Origin of the sequence: Piscinibacter sp. (genome assembly GCF_047600445.1) — a bacterium.
Taxonomy (GTDB): Bacteria; Pseudomonadota; Gammaproteobacteria; order Burkholderiales; family Burkholderiaceae_C; genus Piscinibacter.
In genome coordinates this window covers 844,210-867,510 of record NZ_JASGKT010000002.1, presented here as the reverse complement: position 1 = coordinate 867,510, position 23,301 = coordinate 844,210, and the positions used below count along the sequence as shown (strand labels likewise).

The 23,301-nt window shown below is 70.6% G+C and carries 32 protein-coding genes; 25 read left to right on the top strand and 7 right to left on the bottom strand.

What is annotated here, in order from left to right; translation table 11 throughout:
* Nucleotides 1–139: 139 nt before the first annotated feature.
* The 20 genes from QM792_RS08185 (at nucleotide 140) to QM792_RS08090 (ending at nucleotide 9,480) form a co-directional block, all read left to right on the top strand.
* A complete protein-coding gene (locus QM792_RS08185) occupies nucleotides 140–535 on the top strand; it encodes a DUF3224 domain-containing protein (RefSeq protein ID WP_415149085.1) in 396 nt (131 codons plus the stop codon).
* Nucleotides 536–592: 57 nt separating this feature from the next.
* Nucleotides 593–1,057 carry a DUF2127 domain-containing protein gene (locus tag QM792_RS08180; protein WP_415149084.1) on the top strand — a complete coding sequence of 155 codons (465 nt, stop codon included), beginning with the start codon at nucleotides 593–595 and terminating at the stop codon, nucleotides 1,055–1,057.
* A gap of 622 nt (nucleotides 1,058–1,679) precedes the next feature.
* Complete coding sequence (locus tag QM792_RS08175) at nucleotides 1,680–2,165, top strand: hypothetical protein (protein ID WP_415149083.1); 486 nt, start codon at nucleotides 1,680–1,682, stop codon at nucleotides 2,163–2,165.
* A gap of 35 nt (nucleotides 2,166–2,200) precedes the next feature.
* Nucleotides 2,201–2,506 carry a hypothetical protein gene (locus tag QM792_RS08170; RefSeq protein WP_415149081.1) on the top strand — a complete coding sequence of 102 codons (306 nt, stop codon included), beginning with the start codon at nucleotides 2,201–2,203 and terminating at the stop codon, nucleotides 2,504–2,506.
* Nucleotides 2,503–2,928: a DUF3052 domain-containing protein gene (locus QM792_RS08165; protein WP_415149079.1), complete on the top strand. Its 426-nt coding sequence runs from the start codon at nucleotides 2,503–2,505 to the stop codon at nucleotides 2,926–2,928. Before QM792_RS08170 ends, QM792_RS08165 begins: the two co-directional genes overlap by 4 nt.
* A gap of 19 nt (nucleotides 2,929–2,947) precedes the next feature.
* Nucleotides 2,948–3,316: a hypothetical protein gene (locus tag QM792_RS08160; protein ID WP_415149078.1), complete on the top strand. Its 369-nt coding sequence runs from the start codon at nucleotides 2,948–2,950 to the stop codon at nucleotides 3,314–3,316.
* Between the two features lie 83 nt (nucleotides 3,317–3,399).
* Nucleotides 3,400–3,837 (top strand): PACE efflux transporter, encoded by a 438-nt coding sequence (locus QM792_RS08155; protein ID WP_415149076.1) that lies wholly within the window; start codon nucleotides 3,400–3,402, stop codon nucleotides 3,835–3,837.
* A gap of 33 nt (nucleotides 3,838–3,870) precedes the next feature.
* On the top strand, nucleotides 3,871–4,302 hold the full coding sequence (locus QM792_RS08150; protein WP_415149074.1) for a polyhydroxyalkanoate granule-associated phasin: 432 nt from the start codon (nucleotides 3,871–3,873) through the stop codon (nucleotides 4,300–4,302).
* Nucleotides 4,303–4,365: 63 nt separating this feature from the next.
* Nucleotides 4,366–4,698, top strand: a complete 333-nt coding sequence (locus tag QM792_RS08145; RefSeq protein ID WP_415149072.1) for a YegP family protein — start codon at nucleotides 4,366–4,368, stop codon at nucleotides 4,696–4,698.
* 28 nt (nucleotides 4,699–4,726) lie between these two features.
* Nucleotides 4,727–5,227 carry a GNAT family N-acetyltransferase gene (locus tag QM792_RS08140; RefSeq protein ID WP_415149070.1) on the top strand — a complete coding sequence of 167 codons (501 nt, stop codon included), beginning with the start codon at nucleotides 4,727–4,729 and terminating at the stop codon, nucleotides 5,225–5,227.
* Between the two features lie 28 nt (nucleotides 5,228–5,255).
* The gene (locus QM792_RS08135; RefSeq protein ID WP_415149068.1) at nucleotides 5,256–5,840 is read left to right on the top strand and encodes a uracil-DNA glycosylase family protein; all 585 of its coding nucleotides are present in this window, start codon (nucleotides 5,256–5,258) and stop codon (nucleotides 5,838–5,840) included.
* A 12-nt stretch (nucleotides 5,841–5,852) separates the two neighbouring features.
* The gene (locus tag QM792_RS08130; protein WP_415149067.1) at nucleotides 5,853–6,356 is read left to right on the top strand and encodes a GNAT family N-acetyltransferase; all 504 of its coding nucleotides are present in this window, start codon (nucleotides 5,853–5,855) and stop codon (nucleotides 6,354–6,356) included.
* A 31-nt stretch (nucleotides 6,357–6,387) separates the two neighbouring features.
* Nucleotides 6,388–6,636: a DUF1272 domain-containing protein gene (locus QM792_RS08125; RefSeq protein WP_415149065.1), complete on the top strand. Its 249-nt coding sequence runs from the start codon at nucleotides 6,388–6,390 to the stop codon at nucleotides 6,634–6,636.
* Nucleotides 6,637–6,662: 26 nt separating this feature from the next.
* Nucleotides 6,663–7,031, top strand: coding sequence for a VOC family protein (locus QM792_RS08120; protein ID WP_415149064.1), 369 nt, complete (start codon nucleotides 6,663–6,665; stop codon nucleotides 7,029–7,031).
* 16 nt (nucleotides 7,032–7,047) lie between these two features.
* Entirely contained in the window at nucleotides 7,048–7,479 is a 432-nt protein-coding gene (locus QM792_RS08115; protein WP_415149062.1) for a signal peptide prediction, read from the top strand.
* Nucleotides 7,480–7,499: 20 nt separating this feature from the next.
* Nucleotides 7,500–7,949 (top strand): GNAT family N-acetyltransferase, encoded by a 450-nt coding sequence (locus QM792_RS08110; protein ID WP_415149061.1) that lies wholly within the window; start codon nucleotides 7,500–7,502, stop codon nucleotides 7,947–7,949.
* Nucleotides 7,950–7,983: 34 nt separating this feature from the next.
* Entirely contained in the window at nucleotides 7,984–8,379 is a 396-nt protein-coding gene (locus tag QM792_RS08105; RefSeq protein ID WP_415149060.1) for a DUF488 domain-containing protein, read from the top strand.
* 63 nt (nucleotides 8,380–8,442) lie between these two features.
* Nucleotides 8,443–8,757 (top strand): hypothetical protein, encoded by a 315-nt coding sequence (locus QM792_RS08100; protein WP_415149058.1) that lies wholly within the window; start codon nucleotides 8,443–8,445, stop codon nucleotides 8,755–8,757.
* 22 nt (nucleotides 8,758–8,779) lie between these two features.
* Nucleotides 8,780–9,151, top strand: coding sequence for a VOC family protein (locus tag QM792_RS08095; protein WP_415149057.1), 372 nt, complete (start codon nucleotides 8,780–8,782; stop codon nucleotides 9,149–9,151).
* A 23-nt stretch (nucleotides 9,152–9,174) separates the two neighbouring features.
* A complete protein-coding gene (locus tag QM792_RS08090) occupies nucleotides 9,175–9,480 on the top strand; it encodes a DUF1330 domain-containing protein (protein ID WP_415149055.1) in 306 nt (101 codons plus the stop codon).
* Nucleotides 9,481–9,483: 3 nt separating this feature from the next.
* Here the strand turns inward: QM792_RS08090 and QM792_RS08085 are convergent, their stop codons facing one another.
* The 6 genes from QM792_RS08085 to QM792_RS08060 all read right to left on the bottom strand — a co-directional run bounded on the left by QM792_RS08085 (nucleotide 9,484) and on the right by QM792_RS08060 (nucleotide 16,908).
* Nucleotides 9,484–10,083, bottom strand: coding sequence for an ATP-dependent Clp protease proteolytic subunit (locus QM792_RS08085; RefSeq protein ID WP_415149053.1), 600 nt, complete (start codon nucleotides 10,081–10,083; stop codon nucleotides 9,484–9,486).
* Nucleotides 10,084–10,149: 66 nt separating this feature from the next.
* A complete protein-coding gene (locus QM792_RS08080; protein WP_415149052.1) occupies nucleotides 10,150–11,205 on the bottom strand; it encodes an NAD(P)/FAD-dependent oxidoreductase in 1,056 nt (351 codons plus the stop codon).
* Between the two features lie 43 nt (nucleotides 11,206–11,248).
* Nucleotides 11,249–11,836, bottom strand: a complete 588-nt coding sequence (locus QM792_RS08075; RefSeq protein ID WP_415149050.1) for a restriction endonuclease — start codon at nucleotides 11,834–11,836, stop codon at nucleotides 11,249–11,251.
* A gap of 11 nt (nucleotides 11,837–11,847) precedes the next feature.
* On the bottom strand, nucleotides 11,848–12,615 hold the full coding sequence (locus tag QM792_RS08070; protein WP_415149048.1) for a hypothetical protein: 768 nt from the start codon (nucleotides 12,613–12,615) through the stop codon (nucleotides 11,848–11,850).
* A gap of 13 nt (nucleotides 12,616–12,628) precedes the next feature.
* Nucleotides 12,629–16,363: a hydantoinase B/oxoprolinase family protein gene (locus tag QM792_RS08065; protein ID WP_415149046.1), complete on the bottom strand. Its 3,735-nt coding sequence runs from the start codon at nucleotides 16,361–16,363 to the stop codon at nucleotides 12,629–12,631.
* Entirely contained in the window at nucleotides 16,360–16,908 is a 549-nt protein-coding gene (locus QM792_RS08060) for a winged helix DNA-binding protein (protein WP_415149045.1), read from the bottom strand. Before QM792_RS08060 ends, QM792_RS08065 begins: the two co-directional genes overlap by 4 nt.
* Nucleotides 16,909–17,007: 99 nt before the next feature.
* Between QM792_RS08060 and QM792_RS08055 the strand changes: the two genes are divergently transcribed.
* The 3 genes from QM792_RS08055 to QM792_RS08045 are packed head-to-tail and all read left to right on the top strand — an operon-like array spanning nucleotide 17,008 to nucleotide 19,882.
* The gene (locus tag QM792_RS08055; protein WP_415149044.1) at nucleotides 17,008–18,000 is read left to right on the top strand and encodes a TRAP transporter substrate-binding protein; all 993 of its coding nucleotides are present in this window, start codon (nucleotides 17,008–17,010) and stop codon (nucleotides 17,998–18,000) included.
* A 37-nt stretch (nucleotides 18,001–18,037) separates the two neighbouring features.
* Nucleotides 18,038–18,571, top strand: a complete 534-nt coding sequence (locus tag QM792_RS08050; protein WP_415149042.1) for a TRAP transporter small permease — start codon at nucleotides 18,038–18,040, stop codon at nucleotides 18,569–18,571.
* Nucleotides 18,572–19,882, top strand: coding sequence for a TRAP transporter large permease (locus QM792_RS08045; protein ID WP_415149041.1), 1,311 nt, complete (start codon nucleotides 18,572–18,574; stop codon nucleotides 19,880–19,882).
* Between the two features lie 66 nt (nucleotides 19,883–19,948).
* On the opposite strand, the gene pedF is transcribed toward QM792_RS08045, so the two are convergent.
* Nucleotides 19,949–20,431 carry a cytochrome c-550 PedF gene (gene pedF, locus QM792_RS08040; RefSeq protein ID WP_415149040.1) on the bottom strand — a complete coding sequence of 161 codons (483 nt, stop codon included), beginning with the start codon at nucleotides 20,429–20,431 and terminating at the stop codon, nucleotides 19,949–19,951.
* A gap of 193 nt (nucleotides 20,432–20,624) precedes the next feature.
* Between pedF and QM792_RS08035 the strand changes: the two genes are divergently transcribed.
* Both QM792_RS08035 and QM792_RS08030 read left to right on the top strand, forming a co-directional pair.
* On the top strand, nucleotides 20,625–22,721 hold the full coding sequence (locus QM792_RS08035) for a sigma-54-dependent Fis family transcriptional regulator (protein ID WP_415149038.1): 2,097 nt from the start codon (nucleotides 20,625–20,627) through the stop codon (nucleotides 22,719–22,721).
* Nucleotides 22,722–22,794: 73 nt separating this feature from the next.
* Nucleotides 22,795–23,271: a hypothetical protein gene (locus QM792_RS08030; RefSeq protein ID WP_415149036.1), complete on the top strand. Its 477-nt coding sequence runs from the start codon at nucleotides 22,795–22,797 to the stop codon at nucleotides 23,269–23,271.
* The last annotated feature ends 30 nt before the right edge of the window (nucleotides 23,272–23,301 follow it).

Genomic DNA, 23,301 nt, shown 5'->3' with positions numbered 1-23,301 from the left:
AGCCGACAAGCACCGGCGTGGCTCAGCTCAAGCGTTCGGCGTCATGACCAACACAACGCGGCGCGCGGCGCTCCAAGCGCTTGCTGGTGCCTTGCTCACGCCGGCAGTAGCATCCGCACAGCCAAAGGGAGAGAGCCGCATGTCTACCGTCGCCAAAGGCATGTTCACCGTGGAGATGAAGCCCCAAGCCGAGCCCGGCACAGTCGACGGGGTGAGCCTTGGTCGCATGTCGCTCGACAAGCAGTTCGAGGGTGACTTGGTGGCCACCGGAAAGGGTGAAATGCTCACGGCGCTCACGCCAACCAAGGGTTCGGCCGGCTACGTCGCCATCGAGCGAGTCGCCGGTACGCTCCAGGGTCGCAGCGGAAGCTTCGTCTTCCAGCACAGCGGCACCATGGACCAAGGGGCGCAGCGGCTGTCGATCACGGTCGTGCCGGACTCCGGCACCGGAGCCCTGGCGGGAATCTCCGGCGTCTTCAAGATCAACATCACCGAGGGCAAGCACTTCTACGAGTTCGAGTACTCGCTGCCGTAGTGCCTGGCTCCCAATGACACCCACCCCTTCATCGGAAGGGACGGCCACCGGCAAGCCATGAACAGCGCAGTTCGCTTCGTCGCGCTCCTCGAGGCACTCAAGGGCTTGCTGTCCCTCCTCGCGGCGACAGGCCTTCTGTCGCTCGTCCACAAAGACCTGCACGCGCTCGCCCTGCGCCTTGTCGAGCATGCTCACCTGAATCCCGCCGCAAGGTATCCGGAGATCTTCCTCGCCGCGGCGAGCAACTTGCAGAACTCTCGGCTCGTCTTTCTCGCGCTTGGCGCGGCCGCGTACTCGGTGTTGCGCTTCGTCGAGGCATATGGCCTTTTTCGGGGTCGCACCTGGGCCGAGGTGCTTGCCGCGGCGAGCGGGGCGATCTATCTTCCGTTCGAGCTCGTGGAGTTCGTGCATCGCCCCTCCGCCTTGCATGCGGCCCTGCTCGCAGGCAATCTGGCCGTCGTGCTGCTGATGGTTGGTGCGCTCGTGCGCCGTCGCCTGCGAGCTCCAGGGAGTGTGGCCTGACCCTTCGCTCGAGCGCGGGCCCGCGAAGGCTGGCCGCGCTAAGCTCGTTTGGCCGTTTTGCTCGCGCGGCCAGCCCTTGCGATCCACCCAGCCCCACCTCGGTTCCCTTCTGGCAAACTGCCAGCCCGAGCTCTCGCTGGGGCGCATGACCGGAACATCGAGCGTCAACCGAAGGAACAGTCGTGGCCAAGCCAGTTCAGCCTTTGCCGCCGGAGATTGCCGCCGCGTTTGCGCGGGGTGAGCCCATTCAAGCCATCAAGCTGCTTCTCGCGCAGCAGGCCCGGGCCGCACGGGAAGCCAAGGCGCCGGCCAGGCCCGCGGTTCGGGCTTCAGCGAAGCCCACACCGAGCAGTCCCGCAAGTCCAAGCAAGGCGTTTACTGCCGCAACCGTCGAGTCCATAGCGGCTGGTCGTGCGCTCTCGCCTGGCGAAGTTCCGCGCTCCGGCTCCATGTTTTGGCTTTGGGTTGTAATGGCGCTCTTCGTCTACTTGGCGTATCGGCTCGCGCAAGGGTAGCAGCCGAGTTCGGGCCGCACGGGCTTGCCGCTCATGGTCGCTGCGTTCCACATGTCGCTGTAGCCGGTTGCCGCAGCCGAATGATGCCCATCTTCTCGAGACGACAAATGTCATCCAGCCTTCGACTCATCGTTTCTGTCTCGCTCTCATTGGCCACGACGTTCTCCGCGGCCAACGCCCAATGCGATGATGAACCGAGTGCGAGAAAGAGTGTCGAAGGGATCGAGAAGGATCTTGTGCAACTGCGGGATCAGCAAGAAGCTCGCGAAGAGGCGATGCAACGGCGGATCAAGGAAGTCGCCGATGGCCTCGTTCGAAGCGGCAAGTGGGTGGAGCAGGATCGTGCGATTTTCTTCGAGGCTCAGATCAGGACCGAGGCCTACGTTGCCGCCGAGAAGAAGAAGAAATCCGACCTGGATCTGCTGGCGCTCGCCGCGCAGTCCGTGATCGGTCACCAGGAGAAAGGCGACTTCAAGATGGCCTGCCTGAGCGCCGCCGACATGCGCCTGATACTCGAAAGAGTGGGTGCGACGAACGACGCTCAGTACACCCGCATGCTGGAGGGCATTCGCACGATTGCCGAGAGGAAGTAGGGCCCCGGAAAATGATCCATCGAACGTTCCAGCGCGTGACCCTGCTCGCAGCGATGTTGCTGTCGGCCCCGCATGTGGCGATCTCGGCGCCGGTCGGCGGGTTTCCCGTCGTGGGAAGCGTCGGCTTCGTCTGGACGTCGCCGAAGACGGCCAAGTGCGCGCCGATCAGCGAGGCAGTCGCCAAGACATTCAAGGGCTGCGAATTCAGTGAGTCCGGTGCCTTCGGCCTCCCCATCGCCTATCACACCTGTACGCGCAAGCAAGGTGGCGAGTTGCTCGCGTTTCGTTCGCCCGCCGAGTGCGACGAGGCGCTCGAAACCATGCGCGCCAACGCGCCATGAACGGCTACTCCGGCACGCCGTTGGCCACGAAGCTCGGCTACAAGGCGGGCACGGTTGCCGTCGCCATCGGCGCCCCGGCGGACTACGCGACCCTGCTGGCGCCGCTTCCACCGGGAGTCGTCTTCGCCCGCACCATCGGCTCGAACGTCGACCTCGTTCACGTCTTCCTCACCGAGCGCGCGGAACTGGCCCGCCGGCTGACATCCCTGCGCGGGGAGCTCGCGCCGGACGCCGCGGTCTGGACGTCGTGGCCGAAGAAGGCGTCCAAGGTGCCCACGAGCATCACCGAAGACGTCATCCGTGAGGAAGCGCTGCCTCTGGGGTACGTGGACATCAAGGTCTGCGCGGTCGACGCGGTATGGTCGGGCCTGAAGCTGGCCGTGCGCAAGGAGCTTCGCGCACGGCCCCATGAACCCAGTTGAAACCAGGCGCAAGGTACACATGCTCAACCATTCCCGTCTCTGCGCCTGGCTGCACCTCGTCTCCGGCGTGGCCATCATCGTCGTCCTGAGCGTCGTCCTGGCCACGGCCGCCAGCCAGTACGCGGACAGCGCGCTCTCGCCGTTCGTCAAGTCGTTGATGGGCAGCGTGGGGCTCGTGGTCGGCACGGCGCTGTGCATCGTCGCGGGCATCGAACTCGTCGGCGCCGCCGCCTTCCTGGCCTCCAAGCCGATCGGCCGGCCCCTGCTCCTGCTCAGCGCGGCCTTCCACGTCATCAATTTTCCCATCGGCACCGCTTTGAGCGTCTACACGTTCTGGGCCCTGCTTCGCGGCCAGCCTTCCCAGGGCCTGCAAGCCCCCGAGGCCTGAGCCTTCGCTACCGCGAAGAGTGGTCGCGCCAGCGGGCCTGCCGCTTCTGCGCACGTTGGCGGCCCGGCGCACAATCCGCCCGCATGTCACCCACCACCCGCCGCCGCGTCGTCCAGGCGATCCTCTACGAAGTCTTTGCCATCGCGTTCGTCGGCCCGGCGATGAGCCTGATGTTCGGGCAATCGGCCGGCTCCACGCTCGCGCTGGCCGTCGTCATGTCGACCATCGCGCTGGGCTGGAACTACGTCTTCAACGGGCTGTTCGAGGCCTGGGAGTCGCGCCAGGCGGTCAAGGGCCGCTCGTTCGGGCGCCGCCTGGCGCATGGCATCGGGTTCGAGGGCGGCCTGGTCTTCCTGCTCGTGCCGGTGATGGCCTACTGGCTGGAGACGACGCTGCTCAAGGCCTTTCTCGCGGACCTCGGCATCCTGGCCTTCTTCTTCGTCTACGCCATCGTGTTCACCTGGGCCTTCGATCGGGTGTTCGGCCTGCCGCAGTCGGCCAGCCCGCCCTGTGAGGCCTGAGCTCTTCACGCAGTCCAGCAACGGAGAAACCCCATGCCCTCACGCCAACGATCGAGTTCGGCCAAGGCCGCGCGCCAGGCCCTGGAACTGGGCGCCGCCGCGCCGGTGGTGATCGCCCACCGCGTCGCGCGCATGGCGCTGGCCGGCCCGGCGCCCTCGGCCCGCGACCGCAAGGAGTTCACCGGCATGGTGCTGGAAAAGCCGCTCGCCTTCACCCAGGCCTGGCTCGCGGCCTCGCAACAGGCGTTCAAGGCGCAGCAGGCCCTGTATGCGGCGGCATGGCGCTCGCTGATGCTCGGCGGTTGGCTGGCCCCTTCACGCACGGCCGCTCAACTGGCGCGGCAGTTGGAACATCAAACCGCTTCGGTCGTCGGCGCCGCGCTGGAGCCGGTGCGCAAGAAGGCCGTGCACAACGCCAAGCGCCTGTCTCGCTCGCGGCCCGCACCGGCCAAGCGAAAGCGCTGAGATCGCGACCCCGCTTCCGCTACCATCCCGCCGCGGCCCTTGCCGCGATTCACAGGAGCAACCATGGCTGGCTGGTATGAGATCAAGTCCAACGACAAGGGGCAGTACTCCTTCGTCCTGAAGGCGGGCAACGGCGAGGTCATCCTCGCCAGCGAGCAGTACGAGAGCAAGGCCTCGGCCGACAACGGCATCGCCTCCGTGCAGAAGAACAGTCCGCTCGCGGAACGCTACGAGTCCAAGGAAGCCTCGGACGGACGCCAGTACTTCGTGCTCAAGGCCGCCAACCACCAGGTCATCGGCACGAGCCAGATGTACCAGTCGGCCGCCAGCCGCGACAAGGGCATCGAGTCGGTCAAGACCAACGGCCCGACCACCACGGTCAAGACCGCGGCCTGAGGCTGCGGCCGAGCGGGCGCCCACCGGCATGGCGCCGCCCTCCGAGACCCTGTTGCGCCAGCCCGAGGCCGCGGATGCCGCGGCCATCTCGGCGCTGGTGCGGCATGGCTTCGATCGGTTCGTCGCCCCCGACTGGACGCCCGAGGCCAGGCAGGTCTTTTTCGAGCAGTCGTCGGCCGAGCGCCTGGCTGCGCTCGTTCCGGCCGCGGCCTTCGCGGCGGTCGCCGAGCGCGACGGGCGCCTGGTCGGCTTCATCCTGTTGAGCGCGCCCTCGGTGCTCGCATTCCTGTTCGTCGCGCCCGACCATCTGCGCCAGGGCATCGCCCGCCGCCTGTGGGAAGCCGCGCGCACGCACGTCGAGGCGAACTTCCCCGCCGTCACCACGGTGGAGCTCAACGCCTCGCCTTGCGCCGTGGATGCCTACGAGGCGCTGGGTTTTTATCCGATCTCGCAGCCGTTCCGGCGCGGCGGCTGCCTGGCCACGCGCATGGCCTGCTGGCTGCCCGGCCGCGCGCTGGCGCAGGCCTGAGCTCCGGCCTGCCACGCCGCCACCCGCCGTGTCGTCGGTCGCTTCGCTTCTGGCCGAGGTGCGCGCCTGCACCCTGTGCGCCGGGCACCTGCCGCTGGGCCCGCGCCCGGTGCTGCAGCTTCACCCGGCGGCGCGCATCCTCGTCGCCGCGCAGGCGCCGGGCCGGAAGGTGCACGAAACAGGCATTCCGTTCGACGACGCGAGCGGCGAGCGGCTTCGCCGTTGGCTGGGTGTCACGCGCGAGCAGTTCCACGACCCGACGCTGTTCGCCATCGTGCCGATGGGTCTGTGCTATCCGGGCCAGGGCAGTTCCGGCGACAAGCCGCCCCGGCCGGAGTGCGCGCCGCGCTGGCGCGCGCCGCTGCTCGAAGCCCTCGGCGGGCTTCGGCTGACGCTGGTCATCGGACGCTATGCCGCCGCCTACCATCTGCCCGACGAGCGCTCCGGGCTCACGGCGGCAACGCAGAACTGGCGCCGCCACTGGCCGGCCGTGGTGCCGCTGCCGCACCCGAGCCCGAGCAACAATCGCTGGCTCGCGCGCAACCGCTGGTTCGAGCAGGAGCTCGTGCCGCGGCTGCAGGCGCGAGTCGCCGAAGTTCTTCTCCATCCCTGACGATCGAGCCGCATGAAGCCGCGAGTGCGCATCACCCGGTTGACACTCGACGACGAAGCCGAGTTCGTCGCCGCCGCGCGAGCCAGCCGCGCCTTGCACGGACGCTGGGTGAACCCGCCCACCACCGGCGCGGCCTTCCGCGAGAAGCTCGCGCGCATGCAGGGCCCCGCCGACCTGGCCTACGCCGTGCGGCGCGCGGACGACGCGGCGCTGGCGGGCTGCATCGAGATCACGCAGATCGTTCGCGGCCCTTTGCGCAGCGCCTACCTCGGCTGCTACGCTTTTGCCGAGCACGCGCGCCAGGGCCTGATGGCCGAGGGGCTGCGGCGGCTCGTGCGGCTGGCCTTCACCGAGCTGAAGCTCCATCGGCTGGAGGCGAACATCCAGCCGGAGAACGAGCCCTCCATCGCGCTGGTGCGCGCCTGCGGCTTTCATCGCGAGGGTTTTTCGCCGCGGTATCTGAAGATTCGCGGGCGCTGGCGCGATCATGAGCGCTGGGCCATCCTGGACTCGTAGGCCATCGTCGACCGACACGGAGGAACACCCGATGCTTCAATTGCGCCCGAGTTGCGAGTGCTGCGACAAGAGCCTGCCGCCGGAATCGGCCGACGCGCGCATCTGCTCGTTCGAGTGCACCTTCTGCACGTCCTGCGCCGAAGGCCTGCTGGCCGGCAAGTGCCCGAACTGCGGCGGCGAACTGGTGGCGCGCCCGCGGCGCCCGGCGGCGAAGCTGGCCAAGTTCCCCGCATCGACACAGCGCGTCGTCAAGCCGCAGGGCTGCGGCAAGGCCGCGTGAACGCCACCCACCACCCCGGAGCAGCCATGTTCGATCATCTCGGTCTCGGTGTTTCCGACCTGCCGCGCAGCAAGGCGTTTTTCCTCCAGGCGCTGGCGCCGCTGCAGGCCGCCGTGGTGATGGAGGGGCCTTACGGCGTCGGCATCGGCCGCAAGGGCAAGCCTTCGCTGTGGCTCTCGCAGGCCCAGGCACCGTCGGCGCCGGTTCACATCGCCTTCGTCGCCGACAGCCGCGCCGAGGTCGACGCCTTCCATGCGGCGGCGCTCGCCGCCGGCGGCCGCGACAACGGCGCGCCCGGCCTGCGCCCGCACTACCATCCCGACTACTACGGCGCCTTCGTCATCGACCCGGATGGACACAACGTCGAAGCCGTCTGCCACAAGCCGCAGGCCTGAGCCTTCGGCGGCGGCGATGCAAGCCCCCGTGCGGCGCCTGGCCTCGCTGGCCGGCATGGCCTGGGCCCTGCCCTGCACCCTGGTCGGCGCCTTGCTCGGCCTGCCGGTCCTGCTCGCGGGCGGCGGCGTCAGGCGTTGCGGCCTCGCCGTCGAGGTGTACCTGCACGAAGGAACTGCGCCGGCGGGCAGCCGGGCGGCGCGGCTGCCGTTCGCGGCCATCACGCTCGGCCAGGTGATCGTCGGCGTCAGCACCGCCGAGTTGGACCGCCTGCGCCTGCACGAGCACGTCCATGTGCGGCAATACCTGTGGTTCGGCCCGCTGTTCTTCGTGGCGTACCCGCTGGCCGGCCTGGTGGCGGCCCTGCGCGGCCGAGGCGCGCATGCGGGCAATGCGTTCGAGCGGCATGCCGTCCGGCTGAGCGGCGCCGGCCCGCGCGACGCGGCCTGAGCCTTTGCGGGAGCGCGCGCATGCATCCGGCCATCGAACTCATCGCGTACGACTCGAGCTGGCTCGATGAACTCGTGCCCATGTGGCGCGAGGGCTTCGAGTTCGGCGTCGGCATCCAGGATCCCAACCCGATCGAGCGGCAGCGGCAGTACTTCATCGACGAAGTGCTGCCGCGAAACACGGTGCGCCTGGCCGTCGCGGACGGCCGGCTGATGGGTTTCGTCGCGGCGTCGCCGGAGTCGGTGTCGCAGTTGTTCGTGCGCGTCGGGCTGCTGCGCCGGGGACTGGGCGGCCGCATGATGGACTGGGCCAAGGCGCAGTCGGCCGGCAGCCTGTGGCTCTACACCTTCGTCCGCAACACGGGGGCGCGGGCCTTTTACGAGAAGCAGGGTTTCGTGGCGGTGGCGCACGGCTTCGAGCCGACGTGGCAGCTCGAAGACGTCAAATACCAGTGGCCCGCGCCGCGGTGAGCGCGGCGCGGCCCCAAGCCCGAAGGAGCACCCGATGGTCATCCGCGTCGTCAGGCTGGGCAGCCCCCGGGCAGAGAACGAGGGGCTGCGCATCGGCACCGTGCGCCGCCCGCCGCGCGGCGTTCCCAAGGCCGAGTTCTCGCGCCGGGACTGGTACGACGCCTGGTTCCCCAACCTCGCGCCCAGCCTGGAGACGATGAAGCTCGCGCGCGCGGCCACGACGCCGGCCGAGTGGGCGGCGTTCTTCCGCAAATACCGCGCGGAGATGGCCACGCCCGAGAACGGCCATGCCATCGCGCTGCTCGCCGCGCTGTCGCGGCAAACCGACTTCTCGCTCGGCTGCTACTGCGAGCGCGAAGACCGCTGCCACCGCTCGGCGCTGCGCGAGCTGCTGCACGCGGCCGGCGCGCGGCTGCACGGCGAGCCTTAGGGCCGGCCATCCCTAGCCCAGGCGCTTGGAGCTCGTCGCGGCAATCCGTATGCTGGCATCGCCATGGACCTCAACACCCAGCAGTTCGACCAGGAGCTGTTCCAGCGCATCGACGAGGTGCTGCTGTACCAGTGGGACCCGAACGGCGTGTCGCGCGACCCGCTCGCGCGCGAGCACTACGCCGGCTTCGTGCCCGACGTGTTCGCCGCGCTGCTCGACGACGCCGACGAGCAGCGCGTCATGGAATTGCTGCTGCTGCTCGAAACCGAGTTCCTCGGCCTCGCGCCGCGTCCCAGCCACGCGCGGCGCGTCGCGTCCATCCTGGTGGAATGGCGCGCGCTGCTGGAGCACAAGCACACCGGCGCGTCGTCGTACTGAGGCGGGCCGCTAGACTGCCGGCATGAACCTCAACACCGCCCGCGTCTTCGTGCGCGACCTCGCGCAGGCACGGCGCTTCTACGCCGACGCGCTGGGCCTGACGCTGCATGCGCAGGACCCGGCGCGCGGCTGGTGCGTGTTCAACGCCGGCAACTGCGAGCTGGTGGTCGAAGCGGTACACGTCGACGCGCCGCCCGACGAGCAGGCGCTCGTCGGCCGCTTCACCGGGCTATCCTTCCAGGTGAACGACATCCACGTCGCCCATCAGGACCTGCGCGCCCGCGGCGTGGTCTTCACCAGCCCGCCGCAGCGGCAGTTCTGGGGCGGCACGCTGGCCACCGTGCGCGACCCGGACGGCAACGAATTCCAGGTCGTGCAGCGGCCACGCGGCTGACAGCCATCGAAGAAGGAGCAACCATGCCCAAGGCCTACTGGATCGCGCATGTCGACGTCGCCGACGCCGAGCGCTACAAGGACTACGTGGCCGCCGGCGCGGCCGCTTTCGCGAAGTACGGCGCGCGCTTCCTGGCGCGCGGCGGCCGCTTCGAGAGCCTCGAGGGCGCCTCGCGCCAGCGCAACGTGGTGATCGAGTTCCCCAGCTACCAGGCGGCGCTGGACTGCTGGAACTCGCCCGAATACCGCCACGCGCGGGCCATCCGCCAGCCGGTGTCGCAGGCCGACCTGATCATCGTCGAGGGCTACGAGGGGCCGCAGCCCGCGTAGAAATCAACCGCCGATCTGCGCCTGCCGCTCGATGATGCGCGCGGCGATGCCGTACTCCACCGCCTCGCTCGCGCTCATCCAGAAGTCGCGCTCCATGTCGGACACCACGGTCTCGTAGGGCCGGCCGGTCTGCGCGGCGATCACGCGCGCGATGCGCTCGCGCGTGCGCAGGATCTCCTTGGCCTGGATGGCGATGTCGGTGGCCTGGCCGCCGGCGCCGCCGGCCGGCTGGTGGATCATGAAGCGTGTGTTGGGCAGGCACAGGCGGCGCTCCTTGGGCGGCGCCAGGAAGATGTGCGCGCCGGCGCTGGCCACCCAGCCGCTGCCCACGGTGGTGACCGGCGCGCGCACGAAGCGGATCATGTCGTGGATGGCGTCGCCCGATTCGACGTGGCCGCCGGGCGAGGAGATCAGCATCGTGATCGGCGCGTCGGAGTCTTCCGACAGCGCGAGCAGGCGCCGGCAGGTGGCCAGCGCGAGCTTGTCGTCGATCTCGCCGAACACCAGCACGTAGCGCGACTTGAAGGCGAGCTGTTCCTCGATGCGGCCGGGGCCGGCCTCCGCGGGTTTCTTGTCGTCGGCGGCGAGGTGCGAGGGGGTCATCGTGTTCTCCGGTTCGTTGCGGCGGGTGCGTGATTCTGGCCCAGCGCGTCAGGCGCGTCAGGCGCGTCAGGCGCGGTGGGCGCGCTGGGCGTCGAGCCAGGCGCGCTCGTGGCGGCGCTTCCAGCGCCACGCCCAGCGGCCCTCCGCCGCCCAGCCGCCCCAGGCGGCGATGGCGCGGCGCTCGCCACTGGCCAGCAGTTCGAGCCGGCGCGCCGGCGGCGTCCATCGGGTCAGCGCGCCGCCGGCCAGGAAGCGGCGCAGGTTGAGCGCCAGCGCGCCGGCGCCGCGCGCATCCGTTCCGACAGCGCCGGCCGTGAACACCTCGGCATGCGAACGGCTTTGCAGCGTGGCGCCGGCGGCGACGAAGCCGGCCTCGTCGAGCAGCAGGCCGCTCGCGCCCAGCCAGGCCGGCGCGCACTGCGGCAGCGCGATCACCGCGGCGTCGCAGGCGACGCGCGTTCCGCCGGCCAACCGCACGTGCTGCGCGGTGATCTCGACGCACTCGTCTTCGAGCAGCGCGACCCGCGCGCGCCTGAGCGCGCGCAGCACGCACGAACGCAGCATGCCGCCGGGCAGCGCCATGCCGGCGCCGACCAGGCTGACGCGCGAGCGCTCGCCCAGGCGCCGCTGCAAGGCCAGCGCCATCTCCACGCCCGGCGCGCCGGCGCCGACCACCACCACGCACAGCGCCTGGCGCTCGGCCAGTTCGAGCATGCGCTGCCACAGCGGCGCGAAGACCTCGGCCGGGCGCAGGAACAGCCCGTGCTCGCGCGCGCCGGCGATCGCGTCGCGCTCCATCGTCGCGGCCAGGTCGAGGCTCAGCGCGTCGTAGGCCAGCGTGCGGCCGTCGGCCAGCGCCACGCTGCGCGCGGCGGCGTCCAGGCCGGTCGCGGCGGCTTGCAGCAGCCGCGCACCGGCACGCTCGGCCAGCGGCGCGAGCGCCACGCTGCATTCGTCTAGCGTGGTGTCGCCGGCCACGTGGCCGGCCAGCATGGCCGGGCATACCGCCCGCGGCCACGGCGACACCAGCGTCACCTCGGCGCCGGGCAGCGGCTCGGCGGCCAGCGCGCGCATCACGTGGAGATGGGCCGGGCCGGCCCCGAGCAGCAGCAGACGTTTCATCGCGGGCGCATGGTAGCGGCCGCCCGGCGGCCCCCGAGCGGCCTCAGCGCTGCCTGTCCGGGAGCAGCCCGCGCAGGCCTTGCGCCAGCTCGGCGGCGCGCCAGACCTCGACGCGCTGCTTGGCCGCGTAGGCCGCGGCCGGCTCGCCCAGCTCGCCCAGCGTGATGCACAGCGCGTCGGCCGCGCCGCGCTGCTCGCGCAGCGCCTGCAGCGCGCGCAGCGGCTCGAGCCCGGTGCGCGCCGACTTCCAGCGCCGCGCGCTGACCACCATCTGCCGGCCGCCGCGCTCGACCGCGAAGTCGCCCGCCTCGTGCGCCAGGCGCTCGACGCGGTTGCCGTCGCGCACGAAGGCCTGCTCCAGCAGCGCGGCGAACTCCGGCCAGGGCATGGCCGCCAGCGCGGCGCGGGCGGATTCCACCTGCGCCTCGCTCGGCCGGCCGCGCTGGCGCGCGAAGGCCATGACCGCGATCACCACGAACGGAAAGCCCGTCAGCGCCCCCGCCACGCGCCAGCCCTCGGGCAGGAACGCGGCGAACGCGCCGCCGAACAGCAGCGCCACGACCAGCGCATACCACCACGGCGAGCGCAGCAGCAGGCCGAAGATCGAGTTGGGGGCGGGTTGCAGCTTCATCGGGGTGCAGTCTATGCGGTCGCCGCGAGACGGCGCCGCTGCAGCAGGTACAGGCCGCTGGCCACCAGCAGCGCCGCCACCCAGGCCAGCGCATACGCCGCGGCGGCCGGCCAGGCGGCCAGGCCGAGGTAGAGCGTGACGAAGAAGGCGCCGAAACCCGACAGCCCGCGCACGAAACCGCGCAGCAGCGCCACCGTGGCGGCAGCGCCGTAACGCGGCAGCGTGAAGCAGGGCAGCACGTTGCCGGTGATGGGCACGGCCAGCAGCAGGCCGCTGAGCGCCGCCGGCGCCACGCCGGCGCTGCGGATGATCAGCCAGGCCACCAGCAGCGCCGCGGCGACGCGGCAGGCCAGCTCGATGTTCGGGATGTCCACCGCGCCGGGCGCCACCGGCAGGCGCGGCATCGCCGCGCCGCCCACCGCCAGCGCGCCCAGCGCCAGCGCGCAGCTCAGCCAGGCCGGCAGGCCGAGCAGCGGCAGCAGCGCGCCGAGGCCGAAGAAGGCGACGTTGGCCAGCGCCAGCGCCGGCCACCACGGCAGCCGCGTCGCGCTCCAGGCGTAGACGACCAGGTGCGCCACCGTGGCCGGCAGGCACACCAGCGTGGCCAGCGCGATGGCGCGCACGCCGTCCACCGGCGTGGCCCACAGCACGAAGCCCATGATGGGCCCGGCGATCATCGGCATGCCGGCCAGCGTGCCGCCCACCGCGTGGCCGAAACGCCGCGCCACCAGCGAGGACAGCAGCGCCGAGGCGGCGACCAGCAGCAGCTTGAGCAGCATCGCGCGGCGCGCTTCAGCCGGCCGTGCCGTACCCGCCGCCGCCGGGCGTCTCGATCACGAACACGTCGCCCGGGTTCATCTGCACCGAGCCGATGTGGCCGAGCGGCTCGACGCGCCCGTCGGCGCGCTCGACGCGGTTCACGCCGGGCAGGCCGTCGGCGCCGCCGGCCATGCCGAAGGCGCCGTGCACGCGGCCGTTGGAGAGGATGGACGCCGTCATCGCTTCGAGGAAGCGCACGCGGCGCACGCCGCCGTCGCCGCCCTTCCAGCGCCCCGCGCCGCCCGAGCCGGCGCGGATCGCGTAGCTCTCCAGCCGCACCGGGAAGCGGAACTCCAGCACCTCGGGGTCGGTCAGGCGCGAGTTGGTCATGTGGGTCTGCACGACGCTGGTGCCGTCGAAGCCGGGGCCGGCACCCGAGCCGCCGGAGATGGTCTCGTAATACTGGTGGCGCTCGTTGCCGAAGGTGAAGTTGTTCATCGTGCACTGGCCGGCGGCCATCGCGCCGAGCGCGCCGTACAACGCGTTGGTGATGCAGGTCGAGGTCTCGACGTTGCCCGCCACCACCGATGCCGGCGGGCGCGGGTTGAGCATCGAGCCTTCCGGGATGATCACCTTCAAGGGTTTCAGGCAGCCGGCGTTCAGCGGGATGTCGTCGCCCACCAGCGTGCGGAACACGTACAGCACCGCGGCCATGCACACCGCGGTGGGCGCGTTGAAGTTGTTCTCCAGTTGCGCGCTGGTGCCGGTGAAGTCGATGACCGCGCTCGGCGCGGTCTTGTCATCCACGGCGCCGCGCTCGGCGGCGTTCACGCGGATCGCCACGGCGATGCGCGCGCCGTTGTCCAGCGGCAGCGTGAAGGCGCCGTCCTTCAGCTTGGTGATCACGCGCCGCACCGATTCCTCGGCGTTGTCCTGCACGTGGCGCATGTAGGCCTGCACCACCGGCAGGCCGAACTGCGCCACCATCCGGCGCAGTTCCTGCGCACCCTTCTCGTTGGCGGCGATCTGCGCCTTCAGGTCGGCGAGGTTCTGCTGCGGGTTGCGCGAGGGGAACTCGCCGCTCGAAAGCAGCGCCAGCATCTCGGCCTCGCGCAGCCGGCCGCCCTCGACCAGCTTGACGTTGTCGAGCTGCACGCCCTCTTCCTCGATGCGCGTCGAGAACGGCGGCATCGAGCCCGGCGTGCTGCCGCCGATGTCGGCATGGTGGCCGCGGCTGCCGACGTAGAACAGTATCTGCGGCGTCGCGCCGGGCCCGGCGCCCGGCCGCTCCGAAGCCGGGCCCGAACCCCCTCGAAGGGTGGGCGACGGTACGCCATCGCCCGGGGGCTCCATGAATACCGGCGTCACCACCGTCACGTCGGGCAGGTGCGTGCCGCCGTGGTAGGGGTCGTTGAGCGCGTAGACGTCGCCCGGCTTCATCGCGCCGGCGTTGCGCGCGATCACCGTCTTGATCGACTCGCTCATCGAGCCCAGGTGCACCGGCATGTGCGGCGCGTTGGCGATCAGGTTGCCCTCGGCGTCGAACAGCGCGCACGAGAAGTCGAGCCGCTCCTTGATGTTCACCGAGTAGGCGGTGTTCTGCAGTTGCAGGCCCATCTGCTCGGCGATGTTCATGAAGAGGTTGTTGAAGACCTCCAGCATCACCGGATCGACCGTGGTGCCGATGGCGCGCCGGGCCTCGCGCGGCTGCACACGTTCGAGCACGAGGTGGTCGAGCGCGGTGACGCGCGCGCGCCAGCCGGGCTCGACCACGGTGGTGGCGTTGCGCTCGGCGATCACCGCCGGGCCGTCGACGTACAGGCCGGGCCGCGCCGCCTCGCGCAGCACCAGCGCGGCCTCGTGCCAGCGCCCGCCGCTGAACAGCCGCACGGTCTCGGCCTCCGGCATCACGGCCGGCGCCTGCAGCGGCTGCGCCGGCTCGGCCGGCGCGTCGCCCGCGCCCACCGCTTCCACCGACACCGCCTCGACCACCAGCGCGCGGCCTTTCATCAGGAAGGCGAAGCGCTGGCGGTAGGCGGCCTCGAAGGCGGCCTCGATCTCGGCCAGCGCGCCGAAGGGCACCACCAGCGCCGAATCGGTGCCCTCGTAGCGCACGTGCACGCGCCGGTGCGTGCGCAGCGCGCCGCCGGCGACACCCTGGCGCAGCAGTTCGGCCTCGGCCTGCGCCGCCAGCGCGTCGAGCCGCTGCGCGACGGCGGGCAGCGCCTCGGCGCCGAGCTTCAGCTCGACCGCCGCCTCGCGCATCACGCTCTGGTCGGCCAGGCCCATGCCGTAGGCCGACAGCACGCCGGCCAGCGGGTGCACGAAGACGCGGTCCATGCCCAGCGCGTCGGCCACGCGGCAGGCATGCTGGCCGCCGGCGCCGCCGAAGCATTGCAGCGTGTAGCGCGTCACGTCGTAGCCGCGCGCCACCGAGATCTTCTTGATCGCGCTGGCCATCGCGCCGACGGCGATGTCGATGAAGCCCTCGGCCACCTCCTCCGGCGTGCGCTTCGTGCCGGTGGCCTGCGCTATGCGCGCCGCCAGTTCGCCGAAGCGCGCGGCGACGACCTCGCAGTCCAGCGGCTGGTCGGCGTTCGGCCCGAACACCTTGGGAAACCAGCGCGGCTGGAGCTTGCCGACCATCACGTTGGCGTCGGTCACGGCCAGCGGCCCGCCGCGCCGGTAGCAGGCCGGCCCGGGGTTGGCGCCCGCGCTCTCGGGGCCGACGCGCAGGCGCGCGCCGTCGAAGCCGAGGATGGAGCCGCCGCCGGCCGCGACGGTGTGGATGCTCATCATCGGCGCGCGCATGCGCACGCCGGCCACCTGCGTCTCGAAGGCGCGCTCGAACTCGCCGGCGAAGTGGCTCACGTCGGTGGACGTGCCGCCCATGTCGAAGCCGATCACCTTGTCGCCGCCGAGGTCGGCGCTGGCGAGCTGCGCGGTGCGCACCATGCCGACGATGCCGCCGGCCGGGCCGGAGAGGATGGCGTCCTTGCCCTGGAAGGCGCGCGCGTCGGCCAGCCCGCCGCTGCTTTGCATGAAGAACAGCTTCACGCCCGGCATCTCGGCGGCCACCTGGTCGACGTAGCGGCGCAGGATGGGCGAGAGGTAGGCGTCGACCACCGTGGTGTCGCCGCGGCCGACCAGCTTCATCAGCGGGCTGACCTCGTGCGACACGCTGACCTGCGTGAAGCCGGCTTCGCGCGCCAGCCGCGCCGCCGCCTTCTCGTGCGCCGGGAAGCGGTAGCCGTGCATGAAGACGATCGCCACGCTGCGCAGGCCGGCGTCGTGGGTGGCCCAGAGCCGTTCGCGCAGGTGGTCGCAGTCCAGCGGCTCGACCACCGCGCCGTCGGCGCCGACACGCTCCTGCGCCTCGATCACGCGCGTGTACAGCAGCTCGGGCAGCACGATGTGGCGCTCGAACAGGCGCGGCCGGTCCTGGTAGGCGATGCGCAGCGCGTCGCGAAAGCCCCGGGTGATCACCAGCAGCGTCGGCTCGCCCTTGCGTTCGAGCAGCGCGTTGGTGGCCACCGTGGTGCCCATCTTCACGCACTCGACCCGATCGGGCGTGATCGGCTCGTCCGCGCCCAGGCCCAGCAGGTGCCGCATGCCGGCCACCGCCGCGTCGCGGTACTGCTCGGGGTTCTCGCTCAGCAGCTTGTGCGTGACGAGGGTGCCGTCGGGCCGCTTGCCGACGATGTCGGTGAAGGTGCCGCCGCGGTCTATCCAGAACTGCCAGCGCGGGGCTCGATGCGTCGTCGTCATAGCGAGGTCGCCGCGCGTGCGGCCTGGTCGTACAGCCCCGACATGGTGCGCAGCAGCTTGGCCACCTCGCCGATGTCGGTGTTGCGCGCGGTGTCGAGGTTGTCGACGAGGCAGCGCTCGCGCACCTCGCGGTACTTGGCCACCGCCGCCTCGCCCTCGGGCGTGGGGCTGTAGAAGACCTCCTTGCCCTGCCTGTCGCCGCGCGCGAGGCCGAGCGCCACCAGTTTCTTCAGCGAATAGCCGACCACGTGCGTGTCCTCGTAGTTCAACACGAAGCAGATGTCGGCCAGCTTCTTGTTGCGCGCGCGGTGGTTGATGTGGTGCAGCACCAGCACGTCGGTGATGGTCAGGTCGGGGCAGCCGGCGGCGGCCATGCAGCGCATCGCCCAGCGCGAGAAGGCGTTCCAGGCGACGATCAGCCCGAACTCGAACTCCGACAGCTCGACGCTGCGCGCCGACACGAGGTGCGACGACGAGACGATGCCGCGCGGCGCGTTTCGTGCTTTGGGCTTGGCCGGGGCCTTGCCGGCCGTCCGTGCGCTCATGGGTGATTACCCCGAAACATTGAAGATTTATTGACAATTTATCGGAACGCTCCCTAGACTGCAACGGCACATCACCCCACCACCATCGCAGGAGTTCGCATGCCGCTGACCCGCCGCACCCTGAACGCCGCCGCGCTGACCGCGCCCCTCGTGCTGTCGGCCCTCGCGCTTCCCGCCTTCGCGCAGACCAAGTGGGACCTGCCCGCCGCCTACCCGGCGACGAACTTCCACACCGAGAACCTGACGCAGTTCGCCGCCGACGTCGACAAGGCCACGGCCGGCAAGCTGAAGATCACCGTGCACGCCAACGCCTCGCTGTTCAAGGCCAACGAGATCAAGCGCGCGGTGCAGGGCGGGCAGGCGCCGATCGGCGAGGTGCTGCTGGTCAACTTCGAGAACGAGAACCCGGTGTTCGGCGCCGACGGCGTGCCCTTCCTGGCCACCAGCTACGCGCAGGCGCGCAAGCTGGCGGCGGCGCAGAAGCCGGTGCTCGACAAACTGCTCGGCGCGCAGGGCCTGATGCTGCTGTACACGGTGGCCTGGCCGCCGCAGGGCATCTACGCCAAGAAGGAGATCAACTCGGGGGCCGACATGCGCGGCCTGAAGTGGCGCGCCTACAGCCCGGCCACCGCGAAGATCGCCGAGCTGGTGGAGGCGCAGCCGGTCACCATCCAGGCGGCCGAGCTCTCGCAGGCGCTGGCCACCGGCGTGGTCGATTCCTACATGTCCTCCGGCTCGACCGGCTACGACAGCAAGACCTACGAGAGCCTGAAGTACTTCCACGACACGCAGGCCTGGCTGCCGAAGAACGCGGTGCTGGTCAACAAGGCCGCCTTCGACGCGCTCGACAAGCCCACGCAGTCCGCCGTGCTGAAGGCCGCCGCCGACGCCGAGGAGCGCGGCTGGAAGGTCAGCGAGGAGAAGGACAACTGGTACAAGAACGCGCTGGCCGAGAAGGGCATGAAGATCGTCAAGCCGACGCCCAAGCTGGTGGCCGACATGCAGCAGGTCGGCGCCGTGATGCTGGCCGACTGGGAGAAGCGCGCCGGCCCCGACGGGCAGGCGATCGTCAAGGCCTACCGCGGCAATTGAGCCGACCACGACCGACGGACCGACGGACACCCGCCCGATGCGCCGCGCGCTCGATGCGATCTACCTCGGCGCCGGCGCGCTCGCCGCGGCCTTCGTGCTGCTGATCGCCGTGCTGATGCTCGGCCAGAGCGTGCTGCGCGAGTTCGGCGTGCGCACCGGCGCGGTCAACGACATGGTGGCCTGGTGCTGCGCGGCGGCGGCCTTCCTGGCGATGCCGCACGCCTTCAAGCACGGCGACTTCGTGCGCGTGACGCTGCTGCTCGAGCACCTGGGCGACGGCGCGCGGCGCGCGCTGGAGACCGCCGCGCTCGCGATCGGTTGCGTCGCGGTCGGCTACCTCGCCTGGTCGGCCCTGGCCTTCACCTGGGAGAGCTGGCGCTTCAACGACATCGCGCAGGGCCTGCTGCCCATTCCGCTGTGGATCCCGCAGACCAGCTTCGCGCTCGGCGCGGTGCTGCTGTGGGTCGCGCTGGCCGACGAGCTGCTGATCGTGCTGCGCGGCGGGCGGCCGAGCTACGTGGTCGCCGTCGAGGAACGCCACGCGCACGGCGACTTTTCCTCCGAGGTCTGAATGGACATCCTGGTCGTCGGCGCCGTGCTGCTCGCGCTGATGCTGGTGCTGCTGGCCGGCGGCGTGTGGATCGCGATGACGCTGGCCATCTGCGGCTGGGTCGGGCAGGCCTTCTTCACCAGCACGCAGCCGGGCAAGAACCTGTTCTCGGCCTTCTGGGAGAGCAACGCCTCGTGGGAGCTGGCCGCGCTGCCGCTGTTCATCTGGATGGGCGAGATCCTGTTCCGCACGCGGCTGTCGGAGGAGATGTTCGAGGGCCTGCGCCCCTGGCTGAACCGCGTGCCCGGCCGGCTGATGCACACCACCATCCTCGGCTGCGGCATCTTCGGCTCGGTGTCGGGCTCGTCGGCGGCCACCTGCGCGACCATCAGCAAGGTCGCGCTGCCCGAGCTGCTCAAGCGCGGCTACGACGAGCGCATCGCGCTGGGCTCGCTGGCCACCGCCGGCACGCTGGGCATCCTGATCCCGCCGTCGATCACGATGGTGGTCTACGCGGTGGCGGCCGACGCCTCCATCATCCGCATCTTCCTGGCCGGCTTCCTGCCCGGCGCGCTGCTGATGCTGCTGTTCTCCGGCTACATCGCGTGGTGGAGCCTGCGGCACCCCGCCCGCGTGCCGGCGGCCGATCCGCCGTCGAGCTGGCGCGAGAAGCTGAGGCAATCGCGCAACCTGATCCCCTGCGCGGCGCTGATCGTCTTCATCTGCTGGGTGCTGATCGCCGGCTGGGCCACCGCCACCGAATGCGCCGCCTACGGCGTGCTGGGCTCGCTGGCACTGGCGGCGTGGAGCCGCTCGCTGACCTGGAAGAACTTCCGGGAAGGCCTGATGGGCACGACGCGCACCTCGTGCATGATCATGTTCATCCTCGCCGGCGCGTCGTACCTGACCAAGACGATGGCCTTCACCGGCATCCCGCGCGAGCTGGCCGAGTGGGTCAACGCGATGCACCTCAGCCCCTACGCGCTGATCGCGGTGCTGACGCTGGTCTACCTCGTGCTCGGCACCGCGCTGGACGGCATCTCGATGATCGTGCTGACCAGCGCGGTGGTGCTGCCGATGATCCAGCAGGCCGGCTTCGACCTGGTGTGGTTCGGCATCTTCATCGTGCTGCTGGTCGAGATCGCCGAGGTCACGCCGCCGGTGGGCTTCAACCTGTTCGTGCTGCAGAACATGACCGGCAAGGACAGCAACACGATCGCCCGCGCGGCGATCCCGTTCTTCGTCTGCCTGGTGCTGTGCATCGTGCTGATCACGCTGTTCCCGGTGATCGTCACCTGGCTGCCCGACGCGGTGATGGGCGTCTCGAAGTAGCCGCCCTTCACCAGCGCATCGGGAAAACCCTCGCTCGCTGTTCCAGGCGGCTACAACGCTGCGGGCTTACAGCGGCTTCTCGCGGCGCGTTTCCAGGTAGGACTTGATCGACCACATCGCCTCCTGGTTGAGCAGGCCCTCGAACGGCGGCATGTACACCGCGCCGTTGCGCGTCTTGCCGCGCCGCACGCTGCCGAGGAAGTAGTCGTCGACCTCCTTCACGCAGACGGCCTTCTTCTTCTCGTCCTTCTGCGTGGCGCAATCGTTGTCGAGCTTGCGCAGATCGGGCGCGATGCCACCCGACACCGCCTCCAGCCCGTGGCAGCGCGCGCAGTTCTGGTTGTAGGCCGAACTGCCGATCTTGATGGCCGCGTCGTTCTTGCGGAACGGGTTCTCGGCGCGCCAGTTGTCGCCCAGCTTGGGCAGGGCGCTGGTGTCGACCGCCTGTGGCGTGACGTCGCCGTGCGCCCAGGCGCCGGCCTGGAAGGCGGCCGCCAGCACGGCGGCGGCCAGGCGGAATCGGGGGTGGCGAGAGAGGGTGGCGGGCATGAGCTTGTCTCCTTGTGGCTCGTCATGGACTGCCCCAGCGACTGCAAACGCCATGCCACTGGAAGTGTTTCATCCTCGAACACTTCGGGCCGTGGCGTCGGGGCAGTCCCTCGGTGGACAATGGCGCACGCCTGCCCGACAGTGCGCCATCCAGGAGACAGGCCGCCCCACCGCCGGCGGCCAGCAAGCAGCCATGCCTATGAGCCGGAACCCGAGTCCGCGCGGCTGGAGCAGCGCCGAAGCCGCCAGCGCGCCGCCGCTGCGCGACGCGCGCCACGTCGATCTGATCCAGCAGTCGCACGAGCGCTGCGCCGCGCTCGGCCTGACGCGCATCGAGCGCCCCGACTTCGCGCCGCTGATGCGCAGCGACCTGAACGTCGCGAAGGACCGCAACCAGCGCCTGTTCACGCACGCCGCGCCGGTGATGGAGATGCTGTTCGAGCAGATCGTCGACACCGAAAGCATGATCGTGCTGACCGACGCGCAGGGCACCATCCTGCACGCGATCGGCGACAGCGACTTCCTCGGCCGCGCCGGCAAGGTGGCGCTGGCCCCGGGCGTCAACTGGGCCGAGCACAGCAAGGGCACCAACGCCGTCGGCACGACGCTATTCGAGGAGCGGCCCACGATCGTGCATGCCGACGAGCACTTCATGCACGCCAACCACTTCCTCACCTGCTCGGCGGCGCCGATCTTCGACCCGCGCGGCAACATGCTGGGCGTGCTCGACGTGTCGGGCGACCAGCGCAGCTTCCACCAGCACACGATGGGGCTGGTGCGCATGTCGGCGCGCATGATCGAGAACCACTGGCTGTCCGACGACTTCAGCGACCGGCTGCGCCTGCACTTCCACGCCCGCGCCGAGTTCATCGGTACGCTGCTGGAGGGCATCATCGTCGTCGGCCCCGACGGCAAGATCCTCGGCGCCAACCGCAGCGCGCTCGACCAGCTCGCGATGACCGGCATCTCGCTGCGCGGCCACACGCTGACCACGCTGTTCGGCACCACGGTGGCGGCGGTGCACGACCACTTCCGCATGCCGCTGCCGGTGCCGATGAAGCTGAGCCTGCCCAACGGGCTGCACTTCCACGCCAGCGCACGCTTCGACTGGGGCGCGCGGCGCGTCTTCGGAAGCCTGCCCGAAGGCTTCGACGACACCACGGCGCGGCGCGACGAAGAAACGCGCAGCGACGGCGGCGCCCTCGCCAGCGCCGGCACCGCGCCCAAGCCGCCCAGCGGCCTGCAGTTCCTGCAGACCGGCGACGCTCAGGTCGAGGCGGTGGTGCAGAAGGTGCGCCGCGTGATCAACCGCGACATCCCGCTGCTGATCCTCGGCGAGACGGGCACCGGCAAGGAACTGCTGGCGCGCGCCGTGCACCAGGAGTCCAACCGCGCCAAGCAGCCCTTCGTGGCGGTGAACTGCGCCTCGATCCCCGAATCACTGATCGAGGCCGAGCTGTTCGGCTACGAAGAAGGCGCCTTCACCGGCGCGCGGCGCAAGGGCGCGGTGGGCCGCATCGTGCAGGCCAATGGCGGCACGCTGTTCCTCGACGAGATCGGCGACATGCCGCTGCCCCTGCAGGCGCGGCTGCTGCGCGTGCTGCAGGAGCGCGTGGTCACGCCGCTGGGCAGCCACAAGCACATCGGCGTGGACATCGCGGTGATCGGCGCGACGCACCGCAACCTGCGCGAGATGATCGAGCGCCAGCAGTTCCGCGAGGATCTTTACTACCGCCTCAACGGCCTGGTGCTGAAGATGCCGCCGCTGCGCGAGCGCAGCGACCTCGCGGTGGTGGCGCGCCGCATCCTGCAGGGCGAGTGCCCGCGGGGCACGCCGGAGATCAGCGCGTCGGTGATGGACCTGCTGCTGCGCTACCAGTGGCCGGGCAACATCCGCCAGCTCGCCAACGTGCTGCGCACCGCCGCCGTGATGGCCTGCGGCGAGGGGCAGATCACCGAGGCGCACCTGTCGGACGACTTCCTCGAGGACGCGCGCCGCCTGCCGCCGCGCGCGGCGACGCCGGCGCCGGCAACCGTCGCGGCGCCCGTCGCGGTGGCGGTGACCGCGCCGGCCGCGGTGGCTCCCATGATGGCCCCGCCGCCACCGATGGCACCCGCGCCCACACCGGCGCCCGCTCCGCTGCCGAACCGCACGCTGGAGGAGATCGAGATCGAGATGATCCGCACCGCGCTCGACGCCGCCGGCGGCAACATCTCCGAAGCCTCCAAGCGCCTGGGCATCAGCCGCAACACCATCTACCGCAAGCTGCGCTGGAACAAAGCCGCCTGATCGGCGACCACGGGGGAACCCTGTGCCCGGCTGGAACAGCAGCCGCGGCATGTGTTTTGCAGCACGGCGCAGCATGGACATCCTCGAGCTGGGCCCCGGCACGATCGCCGTCAGTGACGAGCAGCGGCGCTGGCTGCTGCTCATCGCCGCGCCCGAGATCGCGCCGCACGCGCCGCTCGACGCCGCCGCGCACGACGGCCGGCTGGCCGGCGTGGTGCTGCTCGATGCGCAGCTCGAGCACGCCGCGCGCCTGACGGCGCTGAGCCGCCGCCACCCGCTCGCGCTCTACGCCACGCCCAGCGTGTTCGAAGCGCTGACGACGCGGCTGCCGCGCCTGGGCGACCTGCGCTGGCATCCCCTGCCGGTGGCCGGCGATGTGCACAGCGCCGAGTTCGTCGTCGAGAGCATGCGCGGCCTGCGCTGCATCGCGGTCGACCGCCCCGGCGGCGACGCGCTGCGTGTCGGCGACAGCGTCGCGCTGCTGATCGAGGATCGGGCCAGCGGCCAGCGGCTCGCCTTTTCGAGCGAATCGACGGAGATCGTGTCGTGATGTCTCTTATGCATTGATCTTCATAAGGGA

Excerpts from the sequence above, each read along its gene's own strand:
- QM792_RS08035 (WP_415149038.1), top strand. The coding sequence starts at position 20,625 with ATGCCTATGAGCCGGAACCCGAGTCCGCGCGGCTGGAGCAGCGCCGAA.
- QM792_RS08080 (WP_415149052.1), bottom strand. The coding sequence starts at position 11,205 with ATGAAACGTCTGCTGCTGCTCGGGGCCGGCCCGGCCCATCTCCACGTG.
- QM792_RS08110 (WP_415149061.1), top strand. The coding sequence starts at position 7,500 with ATGCATCCGGCCATCGAACTCATCGCGTACGACTCGAGCTGGCTCGAT.
- QM792_RS08050 (WP_415149042.1), top strand. The coding sequence starts at position 18,038 with ATGCGCCGCGCGCTCGATGCGATCTACCTCGGCGCCGGCGCGCTCGCC.
- QM792_RS08130 (WP_415149067.1), top strand. The coding sequence starts at position 5,853 with ATGAAGCCGCGAGTGCGCATCACCCGGTTGACACTCGACGACGAAGCC.
- QM792_RS08085 (WP_415149053.1), bottom strand. The coding sequence starts at position 10,083 with ATGACCCCCTCGCACCTCGCCGCCGACGACAAGAAACCCGCGGAGGCC.
- QM792_RS08065 (WP_415149046.1), bottom strand. The coding sequence starts at position 16,363 with ATGACGACGACGCATCGAGCCCCGCGCTGGCAGTTCTGGATAGACCGC.
- QM792_RS08115 (WP_415149062.1), top strand. The coding sequence starts at position 7,048 with ATGCAAGCCCCCGTGCGGCGCCTGGCCTCGCTGGCCGGCATGGCCTGG.
- QM792_RS08120 (WP_415149064.1), top strand. The coding sequence starts at position 6,663 with ATGTTCGATCATCTCGGTCTCGGTGTTTCCGACCTGCCGCGCAGCAAG.
- QM792_RS08165 (WP_415149079.1), top strand. The coding sequence starts at position 2,503 with ATGAACGGCTACTCCGGCACGCCGTTGGCCACGAAGCTCGGCTACAAG.
- QM792_RS08055 (WP_415149044.1), top strand. The coding sequence starts at position 17,008 with ATGCCGCTGACCCGCCGCACCCTGAACGCCGCCGCGCTGACCGCGCCC.
- QM792_RS08140 (WP_415149070.1), top strand. The coding sequence starts at position 4,727 with ATGGCGCCGCCCTCCGAGACCCTGTTGCGCCAGCCCGAGGCCGCGGAT.
- QM792_RS08105 (WP_415149060.1), top strand. The coding sequence starts at position 7,984 with ATGGTCATCCGCGTCGTCAGGCTGGGCAGCCCCCGGGCAGAGAACGAG.
- QM792_RS08045 (WP_415149041.1), top strand. The coding sequence starts at position 18,572 with ATGGACATCCTGGTCGTCGGCGCCGTGCTGCTCGCGCTGATGCTGGTG.
- QM792_RS08075 (WP_415149050.1), bottom strand. The coding sequence starts at position 11,836 with ATGAAGCTGCAACCCGCCCCCAACTCGATCTTCGGCCTGCTGCTGCGC.
- QM792_RS08060 (WP_415149045.1), bottom strand. The coding sequence starts at position 16,908 with ATGAGCGCACGGACGGCCGGCAAGGCCCCGGCCAAGCCCAAAGCACGA.
- pedF (WP_415149040.1), bottom strand. The coding sequence starts at position 20,431 with ATGCCCGCCACCCTCTCTCGCCACCCCCGATTCCGCCTGGCCGCCGCC.
- QM792_RS08030 (WP_415149036.1), top strand. The coding sequence starts at position 22,795 with ATGGACATCCTCGAGCTGGGCCCCGGCACGATCGCCGTCAGTGACGAG.
- QM792_RS08125 (WP_415149065.1), top strand. The coding sequence starts at position 6,388 with ATGCTTCAATTGCGCCCGAGTTGCGAGTGCTGCGACAAGAGCCTGCCG.
- QM792_RS08185 (WP_415149085.1), top strand. The coding sequence starts at position 140 with ATGTCTACCGTCGCCAAAGGCATGTTCACCGTGGAGATGAAGCCCCAA.
- QM792_RS08160 (WP_415149078.1), top strand. The coding sequence starts at position 2,948 with ATGCTCAACCATTCCCGTCTCTGCGCCTGGCTGCACCTCGTCTCCGGC.
- QM792_RS08090 (WP_415149055.1), top strand. The coding sequence starts at position 9,175 with ATGCCCAAGGCCTACTGGATCGCGCATGTCGACGTCGCCGACGCCGAG.
- QM792_RS08155 (WP_415149076.1), top strand. The coding sequence starts at position 3,400 with ATGTCACCCACCACCCGCCGCCGCGTCGTCCAGGCGATCCTCTACGAA.
- QM792_RS08150 (WP_415149074.1), top strand. The coding sequence starts at position 3,871 with ATGCCCTCACGCCAACGATCGAGTTCGGCCAAGGCCGCGCGCCAGGCC.
- QM792_RS08095 (WP_415149057.1), top strand. The coding sequence starts at position 8,780 with ATGAACCTCAACACCGCCCGCGTCTTCGTGCGCGACCTCGCGCAGGCA.
- QM792_RS08180 (WP_415149084.1), top strand. The coding sequence starts at position 593 with ATGAACAGCGCAGTTCGCTTCGTCGCGCTCCTCGAGGCACTCAAGGGC.
- QM792_RS08100 (WP_415149058.1), top strand. The coding sequence starts at position 8,443 with ATGGACCTCAACACCCAGCAGTTCGACCAGGAGCTGTTCCAGCGCATC.
- QM792_RS08145 (WP_415149072.1), top strand. The coding sequence starts at position 4,366 with ATGGCTGGCTGGTATGAGATCAAGTCCAACGACAAGGGGCAGTACTCC.
- QM792_RS08175 (WP_415149083.1), top strand. The coding sequence starts at position 1,680 with ATGTCATCCAGCCTTCGACTCATCGTTTCTGTCTCGCTCTCATTGGCC.
- QM792_RS08070 (WP_415149048.1), bottom strand. The coding sequence starts at position 12,615 with ATGCTGCTCAAGCTGCTGCTGGTCGCCGCCTCGGCGCTGCTGTCCTCG.